The organism is Novosphingobium sp. GV079 (assembly GCF_003058045.1).
Lineage (GTDB): Bacteria > Pseudomonadota > Alphaproteobacteria > Sphingomonadales > Sphingomonadaceae > Novosphingobium > Novosphingobium capsulatum.
The window spans coordinates 1-22,569 of sequence record NZ_QBUE01000018.1; the positions used below are offsets into that span (position 1 = coordinate 1).

A 22,569-nucleotide genomic window follows, 5' to 3' on the forward strand; every position below is an offset into this window, starting at 1 on the left:
AGATGCGGCGTGAGGATGGGAGCGCCCATCGCCTCAATGAACCCTTGGGCCTGCCAGTTCTCCAGCGCGCCGACAGCAACCAGCCATTGCAGGGCTAGGCGATGCGACACCTGCGGCTCGACTATTTCCGCCTCGGCCTGGGCGAGCGCTTCCTCCAGCACGCGCAGCGCGAGCTTTGTGACGCGTTCCATCTGGGCAGGTGCGATTCGCATCCCTGCGTGAGAACATAAGTGGAACATGGCAGTCAACGGCCGTGAGGCGGACCGAGGGCGGCCACCGCCCCGTCACCTCGCGCGCCGCACTTGCCCCCACGCCCCGCCCCCGCGCTTCTAGTGTTGTTTTTACGCAATCGGCCGGGATCGAGCGCGGCGACGGATGGGCCGAAATCCTTGCATTTTCTGGCCTATCGGCCGGTCACATTACAATGTGCACGCAAACGCATCTCGACGCACCTGGCGTGCCCTCTCGGAAAGCGCTTCGTCGGCGATCTGGCACAGCTTTTGCTCCTGGCGCCCCTGCCGAGCCCCGGAGCGGCGCAAGCCGCTCCGTCCGACGGTGCCGCAAAGCACGCCGGAGCGTTCGTTCTGTTTCGTTTGGGCCTGTCCGCGCCATCAAACTGCGTATCGCGAAGCGATTCCTTTTCCCCTTAGATACCTGAGGCGGGGTACTCCCTAGCCACTGAACTCGCACTTGGGGCACAGGAAGGCTGGCCGTCGAAGTGCGCCCCCAAGGCATCGAGGACGCGGGCCATCTGCGGGTCGTCGGGGTGCAGGGCGCTCCCCAGGCCAGCAAGGGGCTTGGCCAGCAGCGCTTGGCGTTCGGCCGCCTCGGCCTTCTTGCGCGCCTGGATCGCCTCGGCGCGCTTCCGCCCGCCGACCAGCTGCGCGAAGCGCTGTTGCACAGTCGCGGCCAGCTTGGTCGCGAAGGCATAGGCGTTCGTGATTTGTTCTCTTTGTGGTCCCTCGCAAGCCGAGCGGCCGGTGCGGCGCGTGCGCCGGACCTTGTCGATGAACCCGTGGGCCTTGAGCGCCTCGATCGCGCGCACGACTGTAGCGCGGGCCAGGCGCGCCTTGGTGCAGATCGTGTTGATCGCGGGATCGCAGCGGCCGGTGGCAAAGTCGACATAGCCGAGCAGTACTTCGAGCACCCATAGCCCATTGCTGCCCAACGGCCCTTCGCGCTCGCCCTTCTTCTTGTGCAGCGAGTTGTATTCGCGCGCCACCTGGAGGAGCTTGTCACGCCAGCGCAAAGCCTCAGCCGTGCGCCCGCCACAGACTGGGCGAAAGATCTGCGCGCGCGGATCATGCTCGTCATAGCTGTGCTTGCGCGGGGTTCGGTCGAACCGCTTGCCCTCTTGCAGCGCTCTGACCCGCCAGCCGACGAGGTCGCCAATGGAGGCCGTCGTCATGCGCGGCCTCCATTGGCGATCAGTCGTTGTGTCTGAAGAGCAAGGTCTCTGGTTCGGGCATGCCATTCATGAGCATGTCTGCCCACAGCTGCGCAATTTCCCGTCGCCGCGGCATATAGGCTGCGCGGTTGTAGGCTGCTTCCACATCGCCCTTGATATGGGCCAACATGAGATCGATCACTTCTCGATCGCCCGGCCGCTCTTCCACGGCGGCCAACTCGTTCATGATCGTCGAGAACGTCGCCCGCCAACCATGCGGAACATGGGCTCCGGTGAAGCCGGTTTCCCTGTAGAGCTTGGAGAGCGTGGAATCGCTGATCGGCTTCAGCCAACTGGCAACGCCGGGAAAGAGCCATTGCTCGCTGGGGCTGACCTTCATTGCCGCGTTCACCACCGCTACGGCCTGTCGTGACAGTGGCACGACGAAATCGTTTCGGGCGTCTTGCTTCAGCGCGGCGCTCAGCTTCATCTTCGTTGCCGGGATGCGCCAAATCGGCTCGGTTCCTCCAAACCCCTCGAACTCCGACCGTTCGGCTAGCCTGACAACGCCAGGTCGGGCGGCCGTCAATGCTGTCAGACGCGACGCGAGAAGCGTGGCCCAATGCGCAGTCTTGCTCTGCTCGACGGCTTTGAGCAGCCCCTGGGCCTCGGCCAACTTCAAGTGGGCTGGCCGCCGACCGGCCGTTTGCGGTTTCAACGCCTTGCGGATTACGGCGGCCGGATCCTGCTCTGCCAATCCGGCAGCGATGGCCCAGACAAAGATGTCCGACATATGCGCCCGCACCTCGTGTGCCATTGTGATGGCACCGCGCGCCTCGATCTGTCGAATGGCCTCCAGCACCATCGTCGGCGTGATCGTCTGGATAGGCTGGCTGCGGAAGCGCTTGAACGCATTCTGTTCCAGCCGCGCCCATACCTGTTTGGCATAGCGCGGGGTAAGCGACTTCTTTTTCGAATCGAACCAGGCCTTGGCGACGTCCTCGAACGATTCGCCCACCGTAGCGCGCTGTTTCTCCAACCGCTTCGACTGGCCAGGATCGATCCCCGCCAGCAGCTGGGCTCTGGCTGCGTCGCGCGCCGCTCTTGCGGCTTTTAGCGAGACCAACGGATAAGGGCCGATGGTCAGCCGCTTTTCGCGCTCGCCCAAGCGGTACTTCCAGCACCACGACTTTGACCCGGTCGGGCTGATGCGCAGGAACAGGCCATGCGCATCTGTTAGCTTCCGCTCTTTTTCGCCGGGAAGAGCCTGCCTGCACTGCGTGTCGGTCAACACTGCAAAGGCCCCCAAAGGCCCCCGACAAGGCCCCCAAATATGTTGCGCTGGTCTGCGTCAATGTGCGTGAACATGCGCCGCACGTTCTTGGAAAGTTGGGGGTTTTGCAAGGGTCTTGCGCAAATGTGGCCAGCACTGCGCTGCAAACTGGCTGGGGCGGCAGGATTCGAACCTGCGAATGCCGGTACCAAAAACCGGTGCCTTACCACTTGGCGACGCCCCAGCAGAGCGCGCGCTTATAGCGGGCCAATCGTGAATGGGAAGGGGGTAGCTGGGGATAACTTGGCGATGCCTGCGCCCCTCCCGAAGGGGAGGGGGCAGGTGCCGCGGACCAGTGTCAGGGCGGTCAGAAACCCTTGACGATGCCCTTGAGCTTTTCGGGTGGCAGGCTGTCGAAATCGGCAGCGCTGTGGCGTTCGGCGATCCCCTTGGCGCTGTTCACCAGGCGCCCGCGCAGCACGGCGGGGCGCTGGTCGATCTCGCCCACCCAGCGACCGACGTGCTCGTATTCGTGCATCGAAAGGAATGTGGCCGCATCGCCATAGGCTTCGCCGCGATAGAGATTGCCCATCCAGGTATAGGCGGCAATGTCGGCGATGGTGTAGTCTTCGCCGCCCAGGTAGCGGCTTTCCGCCAGGCGGCGGTTGGCCACGTCGAACAGGCGCTTGGTTTCCATGGCATAGCGATCGATCGCATATTCGATCTTGATCGGGGCATAGTTGTAGAAGTGGCCAAAGCCGCCGCCCATGAACGGGGCAGAGCCGATCTGCCAGAACAGCCACGACAGGCATTCCGCCCGCGCCGGGTTTTGCGTGGGCAGGAACTTGCCGAACTTTTCGGCCAGATGCATCAGGATCGCGCCGGATTCGAACACGCGGAACGGGGTGGCGCCGCTGTGATCCACCAGCGCGGGAATCTTGGAATTGGGGTTGATATCGACAAAACCCGATGAAAACTGGTCACCTTCAAAGATCTTGATCAGCCAGGCATCGTATTCGGCTTCGGCGATGCCGGCTTCCAGCAGTTCTTCCAGCATGATCGTGGCCTTCTGGCCATTGGGCGTGCCGAGCGAATAGAGCTGGAACGGGTGATCGCCTACCGGCAGATCCTTGTCGTGGGTGGGGCCGGCCGTGGGGCGGTTGACGCTGGCAAAAGCACCACCGTTGGCCTTGTCCCAGGTCCAGACCTTGGGCGGCGTATATTCTTCGGACATGGTCGTTCCTCTGCAACGGAAGTTTGTTAGGTTGCCTATCATTCTGACGAGGCGCCGGGGGAACTGCAAGACATGTTGTGGCGTTGGCCTGTCGGAGAGGCAAGCGTTGAACAGGAAAGCCGTTTTGCAGGAATCGGGCAAGAGCCGACTGGTTTATGTGGACGATAGTGCACCGGGCATCACGCGGCGGCGTGCGGGGCGCGGATGGTGCTATCGCGATCATGCCGGGCAACGTATCGCCGACCGGACAGAGATCGACCGCCTCAATGCGGTGGCGCTGCCGCCTGCCTATCGCGACGCGTGGTTTTGCCCGATGCCGCATGGCCATATCCTCGCGACCGGTGTCGATGCGCGCGGCCGCAAGCAATACCGCTATCACCCCGATTTCCGCGCCGCGCGCGAAGCGGAAAAGTTTGATGGCTGCGCAGCATTCGGCGCGCTGCTGCCCAAAATCCGCGCCCGCGTCGAAGCGGCGCTATCGGGCCGGGGGCTCAGCCAGGAACGCTGCATCGCCTCGGTGGTCCGCCTGCTCGACACCGGTGCGATTCGCATCGGTAACGAGGCCTATGCCCGCGCCAACGCCAGCTTTGGCGCCACGACGCTGCGCATGAAGCATGTCGAACTGCGCGGGCAAAGCCTGCGGCTGCGCTTCCGCGCCAAGTCGGGCGTGGAGCGGGACATGCGCCTGACCGATCGCGCCCTCGTGCGTTTCGTTCGGCGAATGCAGGACCTGCCCGGCCAGCACTTGTTCCAGTACCTGGGCGAAGATGGCGCGCCATGTCCGGTCGGCTCGGCCGACATCAACGCCTGGCTGCGCAGCGTGACCGGGGCGGAATTCACCGCCAAGCATTTCCGCACTTGGCATGCCAGCGTTCTGGCATTTGGCGCGCTGGCCCATGCCGAACAGAACGTGCCGCTCAAGGAACTGTTGGCGCAGGTGTCCGATCGGCTGGGCAATACACCCACGATTGCCCGCAAGAGCTACATCCATCCCGCCGTGCTGGCCCTCGTGCCCGATCAGGCGGAATGGCGCGCGGGGCTGCGATTGCCCCGCGCCACGCAATGGCTCTCGCGCGACGAGCGTGGGCTGCTCGCGCTGCTCGATGCTCAGCCCAGCGCCGTCAGCGTTGGCACCAGCGCATCGAAGTGATCGATCACCGCGTCGGCACCCAAGAGCGGCGGCGGCAGGTCATGGAACCCGAAACTGACTGCCACGACCGGCAGGCCAGCTGCGCGCGCCGCGCCAATGTCGAACGTGGTATCGCCCACGAACGCGGCCCGGCCGCCACCGCAGCGCGCGATCATTTCCTCAAGCATGTCGGGCGCCGGCTTGGCCTTGCCCGGGCCCAGCGTATCGCCGCCGATTATCGTGGCAAAGCGGGGTGAAAGGCCCAGTTCGTCCAGCAACTGTCGCGCAAATTCCTCGCGCTTGTTCGTCGCCACCGCCACGGTCACGCCGCGCGCCGCCAGTGCGTCGAGCATTTCTGCCCCGCCAGGATAGAGCCGGGAATGCACCGCGATCGCCTCGCCGTAATAGGTGAACAGGCGATCCTGCAGCGGCTTGAACTCTGCCTCGTCATAGCCGCCGCTTTCGGCCAGGGCATTGCGCAGCATCTGCCCCGATCCCCCGCCGATGAAGCGGCGCACCACATCGAGCGGGAAGGTCTGCCGCCCGGCATATTCCAGCGTGCGGTTGAGCGCGTTGCCCAGGTCAGCGGCGGTATCGCACAGGGTGCCGTCCAGATCGAACCCAACGATGGAAAATGGAAAATCGGTCATGTTGCAAGCCAGTGCCCACCCGTTCTGGAAACTGCAAGCATAAGCTGGCAAGGATGCAGCCATGACCACGCAAACCCAGTCGCCCTCGACCACCGCTCCTCTCGCTCTTGTGATCCTTGCTGCAGGCAAGGGCACCCGCATGAAAAGCGATCTGCACAAGGTGCTGCATCCGGTTGCCGGGCGGCCGATGCTGCTGCATCTCATGGCCAGCGCGGCACAGCTTGCGCCAGCGCGGCAGGTGGTGGTGGCCGGCCATGGTCGCGACCAGCTGGAAAAGGCGCTGGGCGGCAGCGCCACGATTGCGGTGCAGGAACCGCAACTGGGCACCGGCCACGCCGTGCAGCAGGCGCAAAGCGCGCTCGATGGTTTCGACGGCGATGTGCTGATCCTCTATGGTGACGTGCCGTTTGTGCGCGCGCAGACGATGCAGGCCATGCTCGATCGGCTGCATGCGGCCGATGCCCCGGCCGTGGTCGTGCTCGGCTTCCGCCCTGACGATGCCCTGCAATATGGCCGGGTCATCGCCGAGGGTGACCGCGTGGTGAAGATGGTGGAGCACAAGGATGCGAGCGAGGCCGAGCGTGCTTGCACGCTGTGCAATTCCGGGCTGATGGCGGTGAAGGGCAGCGACCTGTTTGCGCTGCTGGCGCAAGTGGGCAACGACAATGCCCAGGGCGAATATTACCTCACCGATATCGTCAACGTGGCCAATGCGGCGGGCAAGACCTGCGCCGTGGTGGTGACCGACGATCCCGACGAAGTGGCCGGGATCAATAGCCGGGCAGAACTGGCCCAGGCCGAAGGCCGCTGGCAGCAGCGCCGCCGCCTTACGGCGATGGCCGACGGCGCCAGCTTGGTCGCGCCCGAAACCGTGTGGTTCTCGCATGATACCGTACTCGGCCGCGATGTGACGGTGGAACAGAACGTGGTGTTTGGTCCGGGTGTCACCGTGGCGGACAACGTGGTGATCCACGCGTTCTGCCATCTCGAAGGCTGCACCGTGGAAAGCGGCGTGTCGGTGGGGCCGTTCGCTCGCCTGCGGCCCGGCGCCACGCTGGAGCAGAACAGCCGCGTGGGCAATTTCGTGGAAGTGAAGAACGCGCGCCTGGGTGCCGGTGCCAAGGCCAACCACCTGACCTATCTGGGCGATGCCGATGTGGGCGCCGGCGCCAACATCGGCGCGGGTACGATCACCTGCAACTATGACGGCTATTTCAAGTATCGTACGGTGATTGGCGAGCGCGCTTTCATCGGCTCCAACTCGGCCCTGATCGCCCCCGTGCGCATCGGCGCCGATGCCATCGTGGCGGCGGGCAGCGCGGTGTCGCGCGATGTGTCTGATGGAGAGCTGCGCCTGGTCCGGGCCGAGCAACTGGTCAAGCCGGGCTGGGCCGATCGCTTTCACGATGCGATGAAGAAGAAGAAGGCCGAAAGCAAGAAGTAGGCCCCTTTGCCTGACCCGGCCGCGATCATGTCCGCGAATTCATCTGCCGGTTCACCCGGTCGAAAGCAGGCGGATCGCAAGAGGCCGGACAGACACGAAATGCCAAGAATTATCCGGCCATGATGCCGGCCATTCGCGTTATCTCCCAATCCTGAAGAAAGTGTGGGTCTCCATCCATGTGCGGAATTATCGGAATCGTCGGCAAGGAAGAAGTCGCGGACCGGCTGGTCGATGGCCTGCGCCGCATGGAATATCGCGGCTATGACAGCGCCGGGGTCTGCACCGTGTTCGACGGGCAACTCGTGCGCCGCCGCGCCGAAGGCAAGCTCAACAACCTGGTCAAGGAACTGGCGGTCAATCCCGCGCCGGGCCTGATCGGCATTGCCCACACCCGCTGGGCCACGCACGGCGCCCCCACCACCAGCAACGCGCACCCGCATGCGACCGGCGAAGTGGCGCTGGTCCACAACGGCATCATCGAGAATTTCCGCCCCTTGCGCGAGGCGCTGATCGCGCGCGGCCGCACGTTTGAAAGCGAGACCGACACCGAAGTGGTGGCGCACATGGTTTCGGAGCTGGTGGAGGCGGGCAAGAGCCCGGCCGAGGCGGTCAAGGCCGTGCTGCCGCAGCTGCGCGGCGCCTTTGCCTTGGCCATTGCGTTCCGCCAGCATCCCGATCTGCTGATCGGCGCGCGCCTGGGCTCGCCGCTGGTGGTTGGCTATGGCGATGGTGAAACCTTCCTGGGCTCCGATGCCCTGGCGCTCGCGCCGCTGACGCAGCGGGTGTCGTACCTCGAAGAGGGCGATTGGGTGATCGTGCGCCGCGACGGCGTCGAGGTGTTCGATGTGAACAACCAGCCCGTCACCCGGCCGATCGTCGCTTCGGGCGCAACCGCCGCCGCGATCGAGAAGGGCAACTATCGCCACTTCATGCAGAAGGAGATCTTCGAGCAGCCGATCGTGGTGGCGCAGACCCTGCGTTCCTATCTGCGCCGGGTGGAACAGACCGTGTCGCTGCCGCAGATCGACTTCGACCTGGCCAGCATCAACCGCGTGACCATCGTCGCCTGCGGTACCAGCTATTATGCCGGGATGGTGGCGAAATACTGGTTCGAACAGTTTGCCCGCCTGCCGGTGGACATCGATGTGGCGAGCGAGTTCCGCTATCGCGATCCCGTGCTGGAGCCCGGTGGCCTGGCGCTGTTCATTTCGCAATCGGGTGAAACCGCCGATACCTTGGCGGCGCTGCGCCACTGCAAGGCGGCTGGGCAGACCATCGCCGTGGTCGTCAACGTGCCGACCAGTTCGATGGCGCGCGAGGCAGATCTGCTGCTGCCCACCCATGCCGGGCCGGAAATCGGCGTCGCCTCGACCAAGGCGTTCTCGTGCCAGCTTGCCGTGCTCGCCGCGCTGGCGGCGCACCTGGCGGTCAAGCGCGGGCGCCTGTCGCGCGACGAGGAAGCGCTGATCGTCAACCAGCTGGCCGAAACGCCGGCCGCGCTCAACGCGGCGCTCTCGCATGACGAGGAAATCGCGGCGATGGCCCCGCTGATCGCGCCGGCGCGCGACGTGCTCTATCTGGGCCGTGGCCCGGACTATCCGCTGGCCCTGGAAGGCGCGCTCAAGCTCAAGGAAATCAGCTATATCCACGCCGAGGGCTACGCCTCGGGCGAAATGAAGCACGGGCCGATCGCGCTGATCGACGAATCCGTGCCGGTGATCGTGCTTGCCCCGTCGGGGCCGCTGTTCGAAAAAACCGTGTCCAACATGCAGGAAGTGCGCGCGCGCGGCGGCAAGATCGTGCTGATCTCTGACGCGGAAGGGCTGGCGGAAGCGGGCGAGGGCTGCTTGGCCACGATCGAGATGCCCAAGGTGCACCCGCTGATCGCCCCGCTGGTTTATGCCGTGCCGGTGCAGCTGCTGGCCTATCACGTTGCCGTGGCCAAGGGCACCGACGTGGACCAGCCGCGCAACCTGGCCAAGAGCGTGACGGTGGAGTGATGGAGTGGGGGGGCTTAACAGGCCCTCCCCCAGCCTCTCCCGCAAGCGGGAGGAGAGTTTAGAGGAAAGCCCCTCCCGCACGCGGGAGGGGAGCAACAAAAAAGGCCCCGCAAAAGCAGGGCCTTCTTAAATCCCCCTCCCGCTCGCGGGAGGGGTTAGGGGAGGGGATGTCACCCCACCGCCCTCAAGCCGAAACGTTCAACCCGGCCAGCACGCCTTCGAACAGCTTGCGCCCGTCGGTGCCGCCTTGGGCCACTTCGATCATGCGTTCGGGGTGGGGCATCATGCCCAGCACGTTGCCCGCGGCATTGAGCACGCCGGCAATATCACGCTGCGAGCCGTTGACCGGTTCGGCATAGCGGAACGCCACGCGGCCTTCGCCTTCCAGCCAATCGAGCGTTTCGGCGTCGGCGAAATAGTTGCCATCATGGTGGGCCACGGGAATGGTGATGACCTGGTCCTTGAAATAGCGCTGGGTGAACAGCGACTGGCTGTTTTCCACCTTGAGCGGCACTTCGCGGCAGACAAAGCGGATGCCGGCATTGCGCATCAGCGCGCCGGGCAGCAGGCCCGCTTCGGTCAGGATCTGGAAACCGTTGCACACGCCCAGCACCGGCACGCCACGCCCGGCGGCCTCGACCACGGCCTGCATGATCGGCGAACGGGCTGCCATGGCGCCCGAACGCAGATAGTCGCCATACGAAAACCCGCCGGGAACGGCGATGAAATCAAGGCCTTCGGGCAGGGTGGCATCGCCGTGCCACACCCGGTGCACCGTGCCGCCGCAGACCTCTTCCACCGCCACCGCCATGTCGCGGTCGCAGTTCGATCCGGGGAAGGTGATGACGGCGGAGGTGAACGGCATCAGGCGGCAACCTTTTCGATGCGATAGTTTTCGATGACCATGTTGGCCAAGAGCTTGCGGCACATGTCGTCCAGCGCATCGTCGCTGGTGTCGTCGGCCACGTCCAGTTCGAACAGGCGCCCGGCGCGCACGTCCTTGACGCCGGCAAAGCCCAGCCCTTCCAGCGCATGGTGGATGGCGCGACCCTGGGGATCGAGCACACCGTTCTTGAGGCTGACGTGGACACGGACCTTCATCGGCGTTTGGCCTTTCACTTAAACAGGCGGATCGTGGGATATGGGACTCGGCGCCGCCTATGCCCCCGTCTGGCGCCAAGGGCAAGTCTTGCGCGCATGGCGCTCCTTGATCGCCGGGTCATGATTGCGGTGCGGGCACGCCATCGGGCAGGACCAGCACGGTCACGGCCTTGGCCGGGGCAAGCCAGGCCTTGGCGGCGGCCTGCACATCGGCGGCGGTGAGGGCCGTGAGCCGGGCACGCGCCGCCTGGAACCGGGCGATGCGATCGGGCCGCGATTGCGCGCGCGCGGCCAGCGCCACCCATCCGCCATTGCCTTTGAGCGCGTTGTCGAGCCGCTCCAGCATCGGCGCCCGCGCGCGCTCCAGCACATCGGCATCCACCGGATGGGCAGCCAGATCGCTAATCGTCTGGACCAGCGCGGCCCGTGTCGCCGCCACATCGGCCACGTTGACCGAGGCCTGCACCGTAAACGTGCCCCAGCCGGTCCACACATCGGACATGTCGCTCGAAACCCCGGGGGAATAGGCCTTGCCCAGCTTTTCGCGCACCGTGTCGAGCACCTCGATCCCGGTTACCTGCTCCAGCAGTTCCATCGTCATGGTCTGCACCGGATCGTGATCGTCGGTTGTGGGCCAGATCATGCGCACGATCGCCTGGTTGGCCGGCCCATGGTGGCGCACCACCTGCACCCCAGGAACGGCGGCAAAGCGGCGCTCGCGCGCCTGGGTCCAGGCGCCGAACGCTGGTTCGCGCGGGGGCAGGGCGCCAAACGTGCGGGCCACATCGGCAATCGCGGCCGCTTCGTCCACATCGCCGACCAGCGCGATTTCCAGCGCACCATGCGCCAGCCGATCGCCCAGCACCGGTTTCAACTGGGCAAAGCCCAGCTTCTGGTAGGCCTGCGGCGATTGCAGGGTAAAGCGCGGATCGTTGCCCGACAGGATGCCACCCAGCGCCGCCGACAGGGCAGAGGCGGGCGTGGCGTTGAGCTGGGCAAAATAGTTGGCCATGCCCTGGTGAAACAGCTGTTCCGCCTCGGGGCGATAGCCGGGATCGGTGAGATAGGCGGCCATGACCTGCAATTGCAGCAGCAGGTCGCGCGGCGTGGTGGTGCTGCCCGTGCCAAAGGTATCGCCACTGGCGGCAAAGCTGGTGCCCACGGCGTGGCCGGCCAGCATGGTCTGCAACTGGTCCAGGCTATAGCGGCCCAGGCCTCCTGCCGGCACGCTCGATGCCATGTCCACCGCCAAGGGGTTGTCGCGGGTTTCCAGCATCTCGCCCCCGTCCAGCGCCAGGCGCACATGGATGCGATCGGTTTCCAGCGGCGTGCGCTTGATGTTGAGCATCACGCCATTGGCAAAGCGGATGCGGCGAATGCCCAGCGTGGCATCGGTGCTGTCGGCCACCACCGTGCCCGGCGTGCCGAAATCGGTATAGCCGAATGGCGCTGCGGTCGCCGTCTTGGCCGCATCCAGCGGCGCGGCCATCGCGGCCTGCCAGGCGCGGCGCAGCGCCTGGGCGCCGCCGGCCGGGGCCTTGCGCCCCTGGAACCGGATCAACGGCTTGTCCAGCGGCACTGCCTCGCGCCGCAAGGCCGCCATCGCGCTGGCGGGCGTGATCGTGGGGGCAAAGGCGTTGAAGCGTTCTAGGCCGCTCGATGGCGTGGTCGGCACCATATCGTCATGCAGCAGCGACAGCGCCAGGCTGACCAGCGTGGCGTTGTTGCGCGTCTGCTCGCCGGCGGCAGCGTTCTCGATCGCAATGCGCAGGTTCGCCACCTGCTCGTCGATCTCGGCCTGGGTAAAGCCCTGTGCCATCGCCTCGCGCCAGACCCTGCCTGCTGCGGTCAGGCCCTTGGCCCAGCCGCCATCGACGGTATCGATGATGAGGTTGGTGGTGCGGCCGATCTTGAACACGTCGCCCGTGCCAAAGCCGGCGCCGCGAAACGGCGCATCAATTTGGCGCGACAGAGTCTGGAAGCGGCGGTTGATGATGCCATAGCCGATCTGGCGCAGCAGGTTCTCGCGCCGGCTGGCGATGGTGTCGGGCTCGTCCAGCCACGGCCCATGGCGCGCCACGGTCACGCGTTCGGCCAGGGCCGGGTTGGTCCACAGGTCGGTCTTGCCATGCTGGCCGGGCAAGACTTTGCCCTGGCCTGGCCGGGGCGGCGCCGGGGCGGCCTGCCAATCGGCAAAGCGCGCGGTGATCGCCTGTTCCACCTTGGCCGGATCGACATCGCCAATCACCACCAGCGTGGTCTTGGCCGGCACATAGTGGCGGTGCCAGAAATCCTTGAGCGCCTGCGCCGTCGCGGCATCGATGGTGGCCACCGTGCCGATTGGCAGCCGCTGGGGATAGGTGGCCTTGGGATAGAAGAACGCCAGCTGGTCGTGGAAATTGTCCAGCGCATAGCCTTGCCCGTCGCGCAGTTCAGACAGCACCACGCCGCGCTCGCGGTTCACCGCCCCGGGCGAAAAGGTCAGTTCGCTGGCCGTCTCGCGCATCAGCATCAGCGCGGTATCGATCAGGTCGGGATCGTTGCGCGGCAGGTCGAGCATGTAAGTGGTCTGCTCGAAGCTGGTCTGGGCGTTGGTATCGGCGCCAAATGCCAGCCCCTTGCGTTCCAGCAGGCGGACCATTTCCCCCTCGGGCACATGGGTGCTGCCGTTGAACGCCATGTGTTCCACGAAATGGGCAAACCCTCGTTCCGCCGCGGTTTCATCGAGCGATCCGGTCGCCACGTCCAGGCGCACCTGCACCGTGCCCTTGGGCATGGCATTGGCGACGATGATCGTGCGCATGCCATTGGCCAGTTGGCCAAAGCGGAAGCGCGGATCGGGCGGCAGGTCAGACTTCTGGAAAACCCAGGTGGGCGCTGGTGCAGCCTGGGGCAGGCCGGCAACCGGCCCATGGCCCAGGCCAGTACAGGCGCCCAGCAACAGCGCGACGGCAAGCGGCAGGGCACGATACGGGCGAAACGAGACAGGCAGCATCATTGCCGCCGGTGTGCCGCTCCTGCCGTGCCGCCGCAAGGACTTATCTGGTAACGAACACCGGGTCAGCGCAGCGCACGGCGGACGCAGTCAGCCTCCTGCGCGGCAAGCAGGGCCGCCACCTCGGCCGCGGGCAGTGGCGGGCTGATCGCATAGCCTTGTGCCAGGTCGCAGCCCTGCTGCGCCAGCAGGTCCAGGTCTTCGGCCTGCTCCACGCCTTCGGCCAGGGTGGCGATGCCCAGCGCGCCGGCCAGCGTGGTGATCGACCGCACGATCGCTTGCGCTTCCACCTGTCCGCGCAAGTTGCGCACAAAGCTGCCGTCGATCTTAAAGGTATCCACCGGAAAGGTGCGCAGGTGATGCAGCGAGGAATAGCCCATGCCGAAATCATCCAGCGCCACCCGCACGCCCAATTGGCGCAGCGCCGCAAGCGTCGCCTGGTTGCGATCGGCATTGGCCGCCAGCACGCGCTCGGTCATCTCCAGTTCCAGCCGGCTGGCGGGCAGGTTGGAAGTGGCCAGCGCCTGGACCAGCGTGGGCAACAGCGCGGGATGGGCCAGTTGCCGCCCCGAAAGGTTGACCGAGACGGCCACGTCTCCCGGCCAGCGCGCGGCCTGCTGGCACGCTTGGCGAATTACCCATTCGCCGATCGGGATGATCAGGCCGCATTCCTCGGCAATCGGAACGAAGCTGACGGGCGAAAGTGGGCCGCGCGTGCGGTGGTTCCAGCGTAGTAGCGCCTCGCACGCCACGATGCGCCGCTGCGCCAGACTGAAGGTGGGCAGGAACGCCAGGGTGAAATCGCCCTGGTGCAGCGCCTGGGCGAGGTCTTCCTCCATTTCCCGGCGCTGGCGCACGCGTTCGTCCAGGCTCGCTTCGAAGAAGTGATAGGTGCCCTTGCCATCGTCCTTGGCGCGATAGAGCGCGAGGTCTGCCGCGCGCAGCAAGGTATGGCTGTCTGCCCCGTCGCCCGGCCCGATGGCGATGCCAAAGCTGGCGGTCAGCGGCACAAGACGTTCTCCCAGGCACACCTGGCAGTTGATCTGGCCATGCAGCTTGCGGGCAAAGCCGGCGCAATCGGCATCGCGCGGCAGCGCGGGCAGCAGCATACCGAACTCGTCCCCGCCAAAGCGCGCGATCATCGCATCGGGAAAGGCTGCCTGCAGCCGTCGTCCCACTTCGCGCAGCAGTGCATCGCCGGTCGGGTGGCCCAGCGTATCGTTGATCAGCTTGAAATCATCGAGGTCGATGAAGGCCACCAGCGTGCGGTGCCCATCGTTCTGGCGCGCCACCGCGCGCTCCAACTTTTCGGCAAAGAAGCTGCGGTTGGGCAGGCCGGTAAGCCCATCGTGCAGCGCGGCATGCACAATGCGGCGTTCCCGCTCGTCCACCGCGGCAACCATGGCATTGAACTCGCGGGCAAGGGCGGCCAGTTCGGCATCGCCGTCTTCGGCCACGCGCGTGGCTTCGCCCTTGGCATAGCGCGCACTGGCTTCCGACAGGGCGTTGAGCGGGCCGGCGATCGCCATCAGCAGATCGCGGGTGAACCACAGCGAAAGCGACAGCGCGGCCAGGACCAGCAGGACGAGTGACAGGCTGATGCCATCGATCGCCACTACCGCCATCACCACGGTTAGCGGCACGAGCACCCCGGTCAGCGCGATGCGCCCGCGCAAGCTGCGGCTGCACGCGATCAGGTCCAGCGCGTCAGCGCGAAAGCGGGGCAGGCGGGCCATCGCGCGTTAGCGCGCCTGAAAGCCGCATCGGCGGCGGAAACAGGGGCATGGCGTTTCCATGGCCCGAACCTAGGGATGCGGAGGCTAAGATATGTTCAAGCCGCGCTGCGCAGTGCACCGCACCTTGCGTTAGGCAAATATCCAGCGCCCACGCGAAAGGGCCGGGAAACCAGGTTGCCGGCCCTTTCTGTTGTCTGTGCCCACGCGCCCAGGCGGACGCTGGCGCAGCGCTTACTTCTTGGAGCGCAGTTTGCGGTGCGCGCCCAGGTCGAGCACTTCGCTCGGCCCGTCGTTGTCCAGCAGGCCAAGGCGGCGCGCTACTTCCTGATAGGCTTCTTCCTCGCCACCCAGGTCGCGGCGGAAACGGTCCTTGTCCAGCTTTTCGCCGGTGACCATGTCCCACAGGCGGCAGCCATCGGGGCTGATTTCGTCGGCCAGGATCACGCGGCTATAGTCGCCATCCCAGATGCGGCCGAATTCCAGCTTGAAGTCCACCAGGCGGATGTTGATCGCCGCGAACATGCCGACCAGGAAGTCGTTCACGCGGATCGCCATCGAGGAAATGTCCTGCATTTCCTCGTTGCTGGCCCAGCCGAAGCAGGCGATGTGCTCTTCGGCGATCATCGGATCACCCAGCGCATCGTCCTTGTAATAGTATTCGATCAGGGTGTGGGGCAGCGGCTCGCCTTCGGGAATGCCCAGGCGCTTGGAAATGGAACCGGCCGCCACATTGCGCACCACCACTTCGATCGGCACGATTTCCACCTGGCGCACCAGCTGCTCGCGCATGTTGAGGCGGCGGATGAAATGCGTGGGAATGCCGATGTGGGCCAGGCGCGTGAACACATACTCGCTGATGCGGTTGTTGATCACGCCCTTGCCGTTGATAGTCCCGCGCTTCTGCGCGTTGAACGCGGTGGCATCATCCTTGAAATACTGGATGAGAGTGCCCGGCTCGGGGCCTTCATAAAGGATCTTGGCCTTGCCTTCGTAGATCTGGCGGCGACGCGACATGCGGCTTCTTCCTGCGCGGTGGGGGCGATTCGGCCCGCCCCCATGGAAAAACAAGAAACCCCGGCAAACGAGGGAGCCGCGTGGCGACTGCATCGTGTGGGCCGGGGCATTCCCATTCGCCAATATGCGAAAAAGCACGGAAACGCAAACGCTGCCCGGGCGTTCGGCATTTCAGAACATTTGATCCGATCTTATCGCCCTATCTTGAAAGCCGCCGCTGCGGCACAAGACTGGGCAAGACGGCACGGCGCGGTGGCTTGATCCCTCGATGATCCACCGGCTGCGTCACCCAAGTTTACCCTCTCTGCCCAAGGATGATGTGTGATGAGCAAGGTTCTGGTTCTCTATTACTCCAGCTATGGCCACATCGAAACCATGGCCAACGCCATTGCCGAAGGTGCCCGCGAAACCGGCGCCACGGTCGACGTGAAGCGCGTGCCCGAAACCGCCCCGCTTGAAGTGGCGCAGGCTGCCCACTTCAAGCTTGATCAGGCGGCCCCTGTCGCCACCGTGGCCGAACTGGCCGAATACGATGCCATCATCGTCGGCACCGGCACCCGCTTTGGCCGCATCAGCTCGCAGATGGCCGCGTTCCTCGACCAGGCCGGTGGCCTGTGGGCCAAGGGCGCGCTCAATGGCAAGGTTGGCGCGGCGTTTACCTCCACCGCCAGCCAGCACGGCGGCCAGGAAGTCACGCTGTTCTCGATCCTGACCAACTTGCTGCACTTCGGCATGACGATCGTTGGCCTCGACTATGGCTTCCAGGGCCAGCTGACGCTTGATGCCGTGCACGGCGGCACCCCCTATGGCGCCAGCACGATCGCCGGTGGCGACGGCAGCCGCCAGCCCAGCGAGATCGAACTGGACGGCGCGCGCTATCTCGGCCGCCGCGTGGCCAACACGGCCAACAAGCTGTTCGACTGATCGCCCTCTCGGCCTGCACCCCCCCTCAGGCTGATTGATGCAAGCGGCGCGGGCCTGTTCCCGCGCCGCTTCATTGCATATGGGCAATACAGCATGCCAAAACGGGTTGTGGCAGCCGGCGGATTGATCGGCTAGCGCTGTGGCGACACTGCCTTTTCCACGGAGACCCGCCCATGTCGCGCGCCGCCACGCTGGCCCTGCTTGAAACCTATTACGCCGCCTTCAACGCCGGGGATTGGAACGGCATGCTGGCGTGCCTGGCCGATGACGTGGCACACGATATCAACCAGGGCAGCCGCCAGGTGGGCAAGGACACCTTTGCCACGTTCCTTGGCCATATGGAGCGGTGCTACAAGGAACGCCTCGAAGACATCGTGCTGATGGCCAGCGAAGACGGCAGCCGCGCCGCCGCCGAATTCGTCGTCCATGGCAGCTATCTCGCCACCGACGAAGGCCTGCCCGAGGCGGCCGGGCAAACCTATGTGCTGCCGGCTGGCGCCTTTCTGGCGATCGAAGGCGGCAAGATCACCCGGCTGACGATGTATTACAACCTGGCTGACTGGACTGCGCAGGTCGTCGGCGCATGAGCGTCAGCGTCCGCCCGCTGAGCGGCGCGGAAGTGGGCGCCGCGCTGGATGATCTGGCGGCCTTGCGCATCGCCGTGTTTGCCGCCTGGCCCTATCTCTATGACGGGGATCGTGCTTACGAGGCGCGCTATCTCGCCGAATATGCCGCCGCGCCCGGCGCCGTGCTGGTCGCTGCGTTCGATGGCGTGCGCATTGTCGGGGCGGCCACCGCCGCGCCGATGCGGCATCAGAAGGCGGCCTTTCGCGCCCCGTTCGAACAGCGCGGCATCGCCACGCAAGACCTGTTCTATTTCGGCGAAAGCGTGCTGCTGCTCGAATATCGCGGGCAGGGCATCGGCCACGCGTTCTTCGATCATCGCGAGGATGCGGCCCGCGCTGCCGGGGCGCAGGCCGCCTGCTTTGCCGCAGTGATTCGTCCCGCCGATCATCCCGCCCGCCCTGCCGGCTACCGCCCGCTCGATGCCTTCTGGCAGGCGCGCGGTTATGCCCTGGTGCCGGGCCTCGTGACCGAGCTGCCGTGGAAAGACCATGGCGAGGCGCAAGAGACCGCCAAGCCGATGCAATACTGGCTCAAGTCCCTGTCGTAAAAAGGCACGCCATGCCCCGTTTCACCGTTGCCGCCGCGCAATATCCGATCGATCGCCTGGCCGATTGGGCCGCCTACGAAGCCAAGCTGACCACCTGGGTGGAACAGGCCGTGGCCGGCGGCGCGGCGCTCTTGGTGTTTCCCGAATATGGCGCGATGGAACTGGCCAGCCTAGACCCGGCAACGATGGGCGACCTCGCCGGTTCGATCGACACGGTTTCAGCCCTGCTGCCGCAGGTTGACGCGCTGCACGTGCGGCTGGCGCAGGCCCATGGCGTGCACATTCTTGCTGCCAGCGCCCCGCGTCGCACCGCCGATGGCCAGGTGCGCAACACGGCGCGGCTGTTTGCCCCCAGCGGCGCCATGGCCAGCCAGGACAAGCTGATCATGACCCGCTTCGAGCGCGAGGAATGGTTCATCACCGGCGGCAATGGCCTGAACCTGTTCGATACCGCGCTGGGCCGGCTGGCGGTGGTGATTTGCTATGACAGCGAATTTCCGCTGCTGGCGCGGGCGGCGGTGGAAGCAGGCGCACAGGTTCTGCTCGTGCCCAGCTGTACCGATACGCTCCACGGCTATTGGCGGGTTCGCCTGGGCAGCCAAGCCCGCGCGCTGGAGGGGCAATGCTATGCCATCCAGTCACCCACCGTGGGCGAGGCCGCCTGGTCTCCGGCAGTCGACGTGAACCGCGGCGCGGCCGGCGTCTATGGCCCGCCCGATGCCGCGCCAGCCGGTGGCGGCATGCCGGCCGATGGCGTTCTGGCGCTGGGCGAGGAAGGCGTGGGCCAGTGGGTCTTCGCCACGATCGACACGGCCCATGTCGATGCCCTGCGCGCCGACGGTGGCGTATTGCTGGTGCGCCACTGGGCCGAACAGCCCGGCGCCGCGCCCTTGCCGCAGGTAGAAGTGGTTTCGCTGCGCTGAGTGGTGTGGAGAAGCTCCGCGGCTGATATGCCTACTTGCAGACATTGCGGAGTCGCTGCATCGTGTGTGCGTGCCGAACTATGCCGACCTTGATCCCACCATTGCTAAATGGGTTAAAGCTACGGCCTCTACCCTCTTTACCGAGTGGGCAGGTAAGCCGAGCAGGTATTTTCATATTTCGGGCGAGCAACCGTTTGAGTGCTTTCAAATAGTGGTCTTCCCCCCTGCTAAGAACGACATCACCGTCCAAGCTGCCTCCATCGACACCAATGACGGTGCCGAGATGATGGAAATTTGGAATGGATCAGTTGCTTCTCTGGACGACTTGCTGGCTGTCGCCGTAAGCACAGTGGAGAAGTGGAAGGTGAGGCATTGTGAGCAGAGCGATGGTTCGTGATGCTACGACCGATTTCCGCCAATATCGGACCTTTCAGTCGGCTTCGCTAGGCGTCACGCCATTGGAACTTGATGCGCTCCATCGCCGGGGCCGCGCTTTTTCTAAAATCCCACACGAAGCCACGAAGGCACGAAGACGGCGCTTTTCTTCGTGCCTTCGTGGCTTCGTGTGAAATCATTATGAAAATCGCGCGCGGTCCGCTCTGGCATGGCACTGAGGGATAACGCGGGCCCCCGGATCAAGTCCGGGGTCCACCAACCTCTGCCCCATCAGGGGCCTCTGGACCTGTCCGCCCGGCATGGTCATGATCCTGTCGCAAAGCCTGTCCAGGGCGCCCATGGCATTGGCAAAAGGATGAACTCCATGACTGTTTCGCGCCGTTCGATCCTGGCCATGGGGGCCGGCGCGGCCATGCTGCCCGGCGCCCGTGCCCTGGCCGGCGCCTTGGCCAAGGGCCATGGCCGCCACGCCCGGCCGGCCCATCCCCTGGTGCTGGGGCATCGCGGCGCCTGCGCGCACCGGCCCGAACATACGCTGGCCTCGTATCAGCGCGCGGTGGCCGATGGCGCCGATTTCATCGAGCCTGATCTGGTCCCCACCCGCGATGGCGTGCTGGTGTCGCGCCATGAACCCAATATCGTCGACACCACCGACGTGGCCGCTCACCCGGAATTTGCCGCGCGCAAGACCGCCAAGGTCATCGATGGCGAGCGGCAGGAAGGCTGGTTCGTCGAGGATTTCACCCTGGCCGAACTCAAGACTCTGCGCGCCAAGGAGCGGCTGGGCACGCTGCGTCCTGAGAGCATGGCGTTCGATGGGCAGTTCCCGGTGCTGACGTTCGACGAGATCGTGGCCTTTGCCGCCAAGGCCGCGCGCGGGCGCAAGCGGCCGCTGGGGATCATTCCCGAAATCAAGCATTCCAGCTATTTCCACAGCCTGGGCCACGATATGGAGGCCAAGCTGCTGGCGGCCATTCGCGCCCATGCCTGGCTGCAACAGGCCCCGGTGATCGTGCAGTCGTTCGAAGTGGCCAATCTCAAGCGGCTGCGCGGCATGCTGGCGCCCTGGCGCAACATCGCGCTGATGCAACTGGCCGATGAGCCCGAAAAGCGCACGGGTGACGCCATCGCCAGCGGCGGCATGCTCACCTATAGCGCGATGCTGTCGGCCAGTGGCCTGACCGATGTGGCCGGCTATGCCGATTGGATCGCGCCGTGGAGCCGCACCCTGATGCCCGAAACGGCAGACGGACGCCTCGCGCCGCCGCAGCCGATCATTGCCGATGCGCACCGCGCCGGTCTGCTGGTGGGTGCCTATACCTTTCGGCCAGAACCGCAATTCCTGCCCGCCAGCCTGCGCCAATGCGGCGCCGCGCTGCGCTGCGAAAGCGGCAGTGTTGCGGAAATCCGCGCCTATCTTGCCGCTGGGCTGGACGGGTTCTTCACCGATGATCCCGCGCTGGGCCGTCGCGCGGTCGACGGCGTCTGATCACCCAGGGTAAATCCGCCCGTCTGCAATTTCCTGCGGCTTGGCGCTGGACTTTTTGCATTGCAGCGTATTTTATTGCGCTGCGACGGGCATCGCCAGGCCGCGCGCCGGATGCGGTGCGTGCGCCCGGCTCACCACATGCCTGCGCAGGGTTCATGTGGAAGGGAATGCGGTGAGCCAGCCAGCCGTGCTGTTTGTTTGCCTGGGCAATATCTGCCGCTCGCCGTTGGCCGAGGCTGCGTTCCGGGCCGAAGCCGTCAAGGCGGGGCTGGCCGTTACCATCGATTCGGCCGGAACTGGCGGCTGGCACGCTGGCAATCCGCCCGATCCGCGTGCGCAGGCGGTGGCCTTGCAACACGGCATCGACATCTCCCGCTATCGTGCCCGCCAGGTGACCGAGGCCGATTTCACCCGCTTTGGCCAGATCTATGCGCTCGATTCGCAGAATCTGCAGGATCTGCGGCGCATGGCCCCGCGCCGCACCCTGGCGCGGATGGGCCTGTTGATGGATTTGGTGCCGGGCCGGGAAGGGCAGGCGGTGATCGATCCTTATTACGGCGACGAGCAGGATTTTCTCGAAGCCTGGGATGACGTAAGCGAGGCGGCCCGCCGCCTGGTGGCGCGCATGTTGCGCTAGGTTCTGGTAGTTCCCTTATCCCTCTTGATTTGCGTCGCGAAACGCACGAAAGCACCGCCCATGCCTGCACGCATCTATCAGCGCCCGAAGAATGCCATGCAGTCCGGCAAGGCCCGGACTGCCGACTGGCTCCTGGAATTCGCCTCGGCCGAGGCCAAGCGCCCCGATCCCCTGATGGGTTGGGCCGGTTCCGGCGATACCCAGCAGCAAGTCATCCTCACGTTCGAGACCGAGGCGGACGCCCGCGCCTATGCCGACAAGTACGGCATTGCCGTGCATGTCACGCCCACGCCGCCGCGCCGGCTCAAGCTGCAAAGCTACGCTGACAATTTCCGCTGATTGATCAAGCCGGCGCTTGCAATCGGCGCGCGCCGGCGCCATAGGGCGGGCCGGGAGTCGGGCGGACGTTTGCGTTCGCCAACCTGGTCAGGTCCGGAAGGAAGCAGCCACAACGGATTGCGGCGGGTCGCCCGGCTCCTTCTTAGCCCCACATTGTAACGCGCCGCCGCCCGGTCGATCCGATCAGGTCTGCTGCCCGGATGCCTTCATCCGCTCGCGCGCAGCCTCGCGCCCTTCCGTTGCCGGCACCAGGCCCATCGCCTTGCCCAGCCCGAAGGCGGGCATATCCACATAGATGGTTTCGCTGCCGCCGGCTTGCACGGCATAGGTTTCGTGAAAAATGCCTACGCCGCCCCGCTTCTGGCGCGCTGCCTTGTTGAACGCGACCCAGGCTGGCCAATGCGTGCGGTCGCGGCTGCGGGCATAGGCTTCCAGGCTGTCGAAATCGCGCCAGTATTGCACCAGCATGATCGTGCGCAGCCCGCGCAGCATGGGCTCATACCCCAGAAAGCCGCTGTCGGGCGCGGCGGAAAGCTCGGCCAGCATCGGCCTCATGGCGCGCGACACGGGCAGCCATTCTCGCACGGCGCGGAAGCGGTTGATGCGCATGCCGATCAGGAACACGACCAGCGGCGTGTTGGTCTGGGCGGTGCGGCGGCCGGGCAGGATCGTGGGCATGGCAAATTGGTATCAAATCAAAATCGCGGCGCAAGCTTGCGGGAAA

Annotated in this window: 22 protein-coding genes, 1 tRNA gene and 1 other RNA gene; 12 read left to right on the forward strand and 12 right to left on the reverse strand. The window is 65.4% G+C overall.

The window, feature by feature from the left end; all coding sequences use genetic code 11:
• The 5 genes from C8K14_RS18370 to yghU all read right to left on the reverse strand — a co-directional run.
• On the reverse strand, positions 1-191 hold a 191-nt coding region (locus C8K14_RS18370; protein ID WP_133726874.1), incomplete at its 3' end, for a hypothetical protein.
• 455 nt (positions 192-646) lie between these two features.
• Complete coding sequence (locus C8K14_RS18375; RefSeq protein ID WP_107718219.1) at positions 647-1,408, reverse strand: hypothetical protein; 762 nt, start codon at positions 1,406-1,408, stop codon at positions 647-649.
• A gap of 19 nt (positions 1,409-1,427) precedes the next feature.
• A complete protein-coding gene (locus C8K14_RS18380; protein WP_107718221.1) occupies positions 1,428-2,681 on the reverse strand; it encodes an integrase arm-type DNA-binding domain-containing protein in 1,254 nt (417 codons plus the stop codon).
• A 148-nt stretch (positions 2,682-2,829) separates the two neighbouring features.
• Positions 2,830-2,904: transfer RNA gene (locus tag C8K14_RS18385), tRNA-Gln, on the reverse strand.
• Between the two features lie 123 nt (positions 2,905-3,027).
• A complete protein-coding gene (gene yghU / locus C8K14_RS18390) occupies positions 3,028-3,894 on the reverse strand; it encodes a glutathione-dependent disulfide-bond oxidoreductase (protein WP_107718223.1) in 867 nt (288 codons plus the stop codon).
• Positions 3,895-4,042: 148 nt separating this feature from the next.
• Between yghU and C8K14_RS18395 the strand changes: the two genes are divergently transcribed.
• Positions 4,043-5,044: a DNA topoisomerase IB gene (locus tag C8K14_RS18395; protein ID WP_043610060.1), complete on the forward strand. Its 1,002-nt coding sequence runs from the start codon at positions 4,043-4,045 to the stop codon at positions 5,042-5,044.
• Here C8K14_RS18395 and C8K14_RS18400 read toward each other — a convergent pair.
• Complete coding sequence (locus tag C8K14_RS18400; RefSeq protein WP_062785070.1) at positions 5,002-5,673, reverse strand: HAD-IA family hydrolase; 672 nt, start codon at positions 5,671-5,673, stop codon at positions 5,002-5,004. The genes C8K14_RS18395 and C8K14_RS18400 overlap by 43 nt on opposite strands.
• Before the next feature lie 61 nt (positions 5,674-5,734).
• On the opposite strand from C8K14_RS18400, the gene glmU reads away from it, so the two are divergent.
• Positions 5,735-7,117 carry a bifunctional UDP-N-acetylglucosamine diphosphorylase/glucosamine-1-phosphate N-acetyltransferase GlmU gene (glmU, locus tag C8K14_RS18405; protein ID WP_107718226.1) on the forward strand — a complete coding sequence of 461 codons (1,383 nt, stop codon included), beginning with the start codon at positions 5,735-5,737 and terminating at the stop codon, positions 7,115-7,117.
• 176 nt (positions 7,118-7,293) lie between these two features.
• Positions 7,294-9,117 (forward strand): glutamine--fructose-6-phosphate transaminase (isomerizing), encoded by a 1,824-nt coding sequence (gene glmS / locus C8K14_RS18410; protein WP_107718228.1) that lies wholly within the window; start codon positions 7,294-7,296, stop codon positions 9,115-9,117.
• Between the two features lie 184 nt (positions 9,118-9,301).
• Here the strand turns inward: glmS and purQ are convergent, their stop codons facing one another.
• The 5 genes from purQ to purC form a co-directional block, all read right to left on the reverse strand.
• Complete coding sequence (gene purQ / locus C8K14_RS18415; RefSeq protein WP_107718230.1) at positions 9,302-9,982, reverse strand: phosphoribosylformylglycinamidine synthase subunit PurQ; 681 nt, start codon at positions 9,980-9,982, stop codon at positions 9,302-9,304.
• Positions 9,982-10,218, reverse strand: coding sequence for a phosphoribosylformylglycinamidine synthase subunit PurS (gene purS, locus C8K14_RS18420; RefSeq protein ID WP_022677348.1), 237 nt, complete (start codon positions 10,216-10,218; stop codon positions 9,982-9,984). The genes purQ and purS overlap by 1 nt, the downstream gene beginning before the upstream one ends.
• Before the next feature lie 118 nt (positions 10,219-10,336).
• Entirely contained in the window at positions 10,337-13,216 is a 2,880-nt protein-coding gene (locus C8K14_RS18425) for a pitrilysin family protein (protein ID WP_233251147.1), read from the reverse strand.
• A gap of 62 nt (positions 13,217-13,278) precedes the next feature.
• Positions 13,279-14,949 carry a bifunctional diguanylate cyclase/phosphodiesterase gene (locus tag C8K14_RS18430; protein ID WP_022677346.1) on the reverse strand — a complete coding sequence of 557 codons (1,671 nt, stop codon included), beginning with the start codon at positions 14,947-14,949 and terminating at the stop codon, positions 13,279-13,281.
• Between the two features lie 231 nt (positions 14,950-15,180).
• Complete coding sequence (gene purC / locus C8K14_RS18435; RefSeq protein WP_022677345.1) at positions 15,181-15,963, reverse strand: phosphoribosylaminoimidazolesuccinocarboxamide synthase; 783 nt, start codon at positions 15,961-15,963, stop codon at positions 15,181-15,183.
• Positions 15,964-16,287: 324 nt separating this feature from the next.
• Here purC and wrbA point away from each other — a divergent pair, with 324 nt between their 5' ends.
• The 9 genes from wrbA to ffs all read left to right on the forward strand — a co-directional run bounded on the left by wrbA (position 16,288) and on the right by ffs (position 21,990).
• Positions 16,288-16,887 (forward strand): NAD(P)H:quinone oxidoreductase, encoded by a 600-nt coding sequence (gene wrbA, locus C8K14_RS18440; protein WP_022677344.1) that lies wholly within the window; start codon positions 16,288-16,290, stop codon positions 16,885-16,887.
• 173 nt (positions 16,888-17,060) lie between these two features.
• The gene (locus C8K14_RS18445) at positions 17,061-17,474 is read left to right on the forward strand and encodes a ketosteroid isomerase-related protein (RefSeq protein WP_062785060.1); all 414 of its coding nucleotides are present in this window, start codon (positions 17,061-17,063) and stop codon (positions 17,472-17,474) included.
• Entirely contained in the window at positions 17,471-18,061 is a 591-nt protein-coding gene (locus C8K14_RS18450; protein WP_107718232.1) for a GNAT family N-acetyltransferase, read from the forward strand. Before C8K14_RS18445 ends, C8K14_RS18450 begins: the two co-directional genes overlap by 4 nt.
• 11 nt (positions 18,062-18,072) lie before the next feature.
• Positions 18,073-18,984, forward strand: coding sequence for a carbon-nitrogen hydrolase family protein (locus C8K14_RS18455; protein WP_107718233.1), 912 nt, complete (start codon positions 18,073-18,075; stop codon positions 18,982-18,984).
• Between the two features lie 70 nt (positions 18,985-19,054).
• On the forward strand, positions 19,055-19,381 hold the full coding sequence (locus C8K14_RS18460) for a hypothetical protein (RefSeq protein ID WP_133726875.1): 327 nt from the start codon (positions 19,055-19,057) through the stop codon (positions 19,379-19,381).
• A 363-nt stretch (positions 19,382-19,744) separates the two neighbouring features.
• Positions 19,745-20,869, forward strand: coding sequence for a glycerophosphodiester phosphodiesterase family protein (locus C8K14_RS18465; RefSeq protein ID WP_233251148.1), 1,125 nt, complete (start codon positions 19,745-19,747; stop codon positions 20,867-20,869).
• 172 nt (positions 20,870-21,041) lie between these two features.
• Entirely contained in the window at positions 21,042-21,506 is a 465-nt protein-coding gene (locus C8K14_RS18470; RefSeq protein WP_028658140.1) for a low molecular weight protein-tyrosine-phosphatase, read from the forward strand.
• Positions 21,507-21,566: 60 nt separating this feature from the next.
• Positions 21,567-21,845, forward strand: a complete 279-nt coding sequence (locus C8K14_RS18475; RefSeq protein WP_107718240.1) for an ETC complex I subunit — start codon at positions 21,567-21,569, stop codon at positions 21,843-21,845.
• Between the two features lie 50 nt (positions 21,846-21,895).
• Positions 21,896-21,990, forward strand: an RNA gene (ffs, locus tag C8K14_RS18480) — signal recognition particle sRNA small type.
• Between the two features lie 38 nt (positions 21,991-22,028).
• On the opposite strand, the gene C8K14_RS18485 is transcribed toward ffs, so the two are convergent.
• Entirely contained in the window at positions 22,029-22,523 is a 495-nt protein-coding gene (locus C8K14_RS18485; RefSeq protein WP_107718242.1) for a DUF4188 domain-containing protein, read from the reverse strand.
• Positions 22,524-22,569 lie beyond the last annotated feature (46 nt).

What these genes read in the sequence shown, in the direction of transcription:
- C8K14_RS18475 (WP_107718240.1), top strand. Translation starts at nt 21,567, where the DNA reads ATGCCTGCACGCATCTATCAGCGCCCGAAGAATGCCATGCAGTCCGGC.
- C8K14_RS18425 (WP_233251147.1), bottom strand. Translation starts at nt 13,216, where the DNA reads ATGATGCTGCCTGTCTCGTTTCGCCCGTATCGTGCCCTGCCGCTTGCC.
- C8K14_RS18465 (WP_233251148.1), top strand. Translation starts at nt 19,745, where the DNA reads ATGACTGTTTCGCGCCGTTCGATCCTGGCCATGGGGGCCGGCGCGGCC.
- C8K14_RS18430 (WP_022677346.1), bottom strand. Translation starts at nt 14,949, where the DNA reads ATGGCCCGCCTGCCCCGCTTTCGCGCTGACGCGCTGGACCTGATCGCG.
- glmU (WP_107718226.1), top strand. Translation starts at nt 5,735, where the DNA reads ATGACCACGCAAACCCAGTCGCCCTCGACCACCGCTCCTCTCGCTCTT.
- wrbA (WP_022677344.1), top strand. Translation starts at nt 16,288, where the DNA reads ATGAGCAAGGTTCTGGTTCTCTATTACTCCAGCTATGGCCACATCGAA.
- C8K14_RS18455 (WP_107718233.1), top strand. Translation starts at nt 18,073, where the DNA reads ATGCCCCGTTTCACCGTTGCCGCCGCGCAATATCCGATCGATCGCCTG.
- C8K14_RS18445 (WP_062785060.1), top strand. Translation starts at nt 17,061, where the DNA reads ATGTCGCGCGCCGCCACGCTGGCCCTGCTTGAAACCTATTACGCCGCC.
- C8K14_RS18400 (WP_062785070.1), bottom strand. Translation starts at nt 5,673, where the DNA reads ATGACCGATTTTCCATTTTCCATCGTTGGGTTCGATCTGGACGGCACC.
- C8K14_RS18485 (WP_107718242.1), bottom strand. Translation starts at nt 22,523, where the DNA reads ATGCCCACGATCCTGCCCGGCCGCCGCACCGCCCAGACCAACACGCCG.
- purS (WP_022677348.1), bottom strand. Translation starts at nt 10,218, where the DNA reads ATGAAGGTCCGTGTCCACGTCAGCCTCAAGAACGGTGTGCTCGATCCC.
- yghU (WP_107718223.1), bottom strand. Translation starts at nt 3,894, where the DNA reads ATGTCCGAAGAATATACGCCGCCCAAGGTCTGGACCTGGGACAAGGCC.
- purQ (WP_107718230.1), bottom strand. Translation starts at nt 9,982, where the DNA reads ATGCCGTTCACCTCCGCCGTCATCACCTTCCCCGGATCGAACTGCGAC.
- C8K14_RS18375 (WP_107718219.1), bottom strand. Translation starts at nt 1,408, where the DNA reads ATGACGACGGCCTCCATTGGCGACCTCGTCGGCTGGCGGGTCAGAGCG.
- C8K14_RS18450 (WP_107718232.1), top strand. Translation starts at nt 17,471, where the DNA reads ATGAGCGTCAGCGTCCGCCCGCTGAGCGGCGCGGAAGTGGGCGCCGCG.
- purC (WP_022677345.1), bottom strand. Translation starts at nt 15,963, where the DNA reads ATGTCGCGTCGCCGCCAGATCTACGAAGGCAAGGCCAAGATCCTTTAT.
- glmS (WP_107718228.1), top strand. Translation starts at nt 7,294, where the DNA reads ATGTGCGGAATTATCGGAATCGTCGGCAAGGAAGAAGTCGCGGACCGG.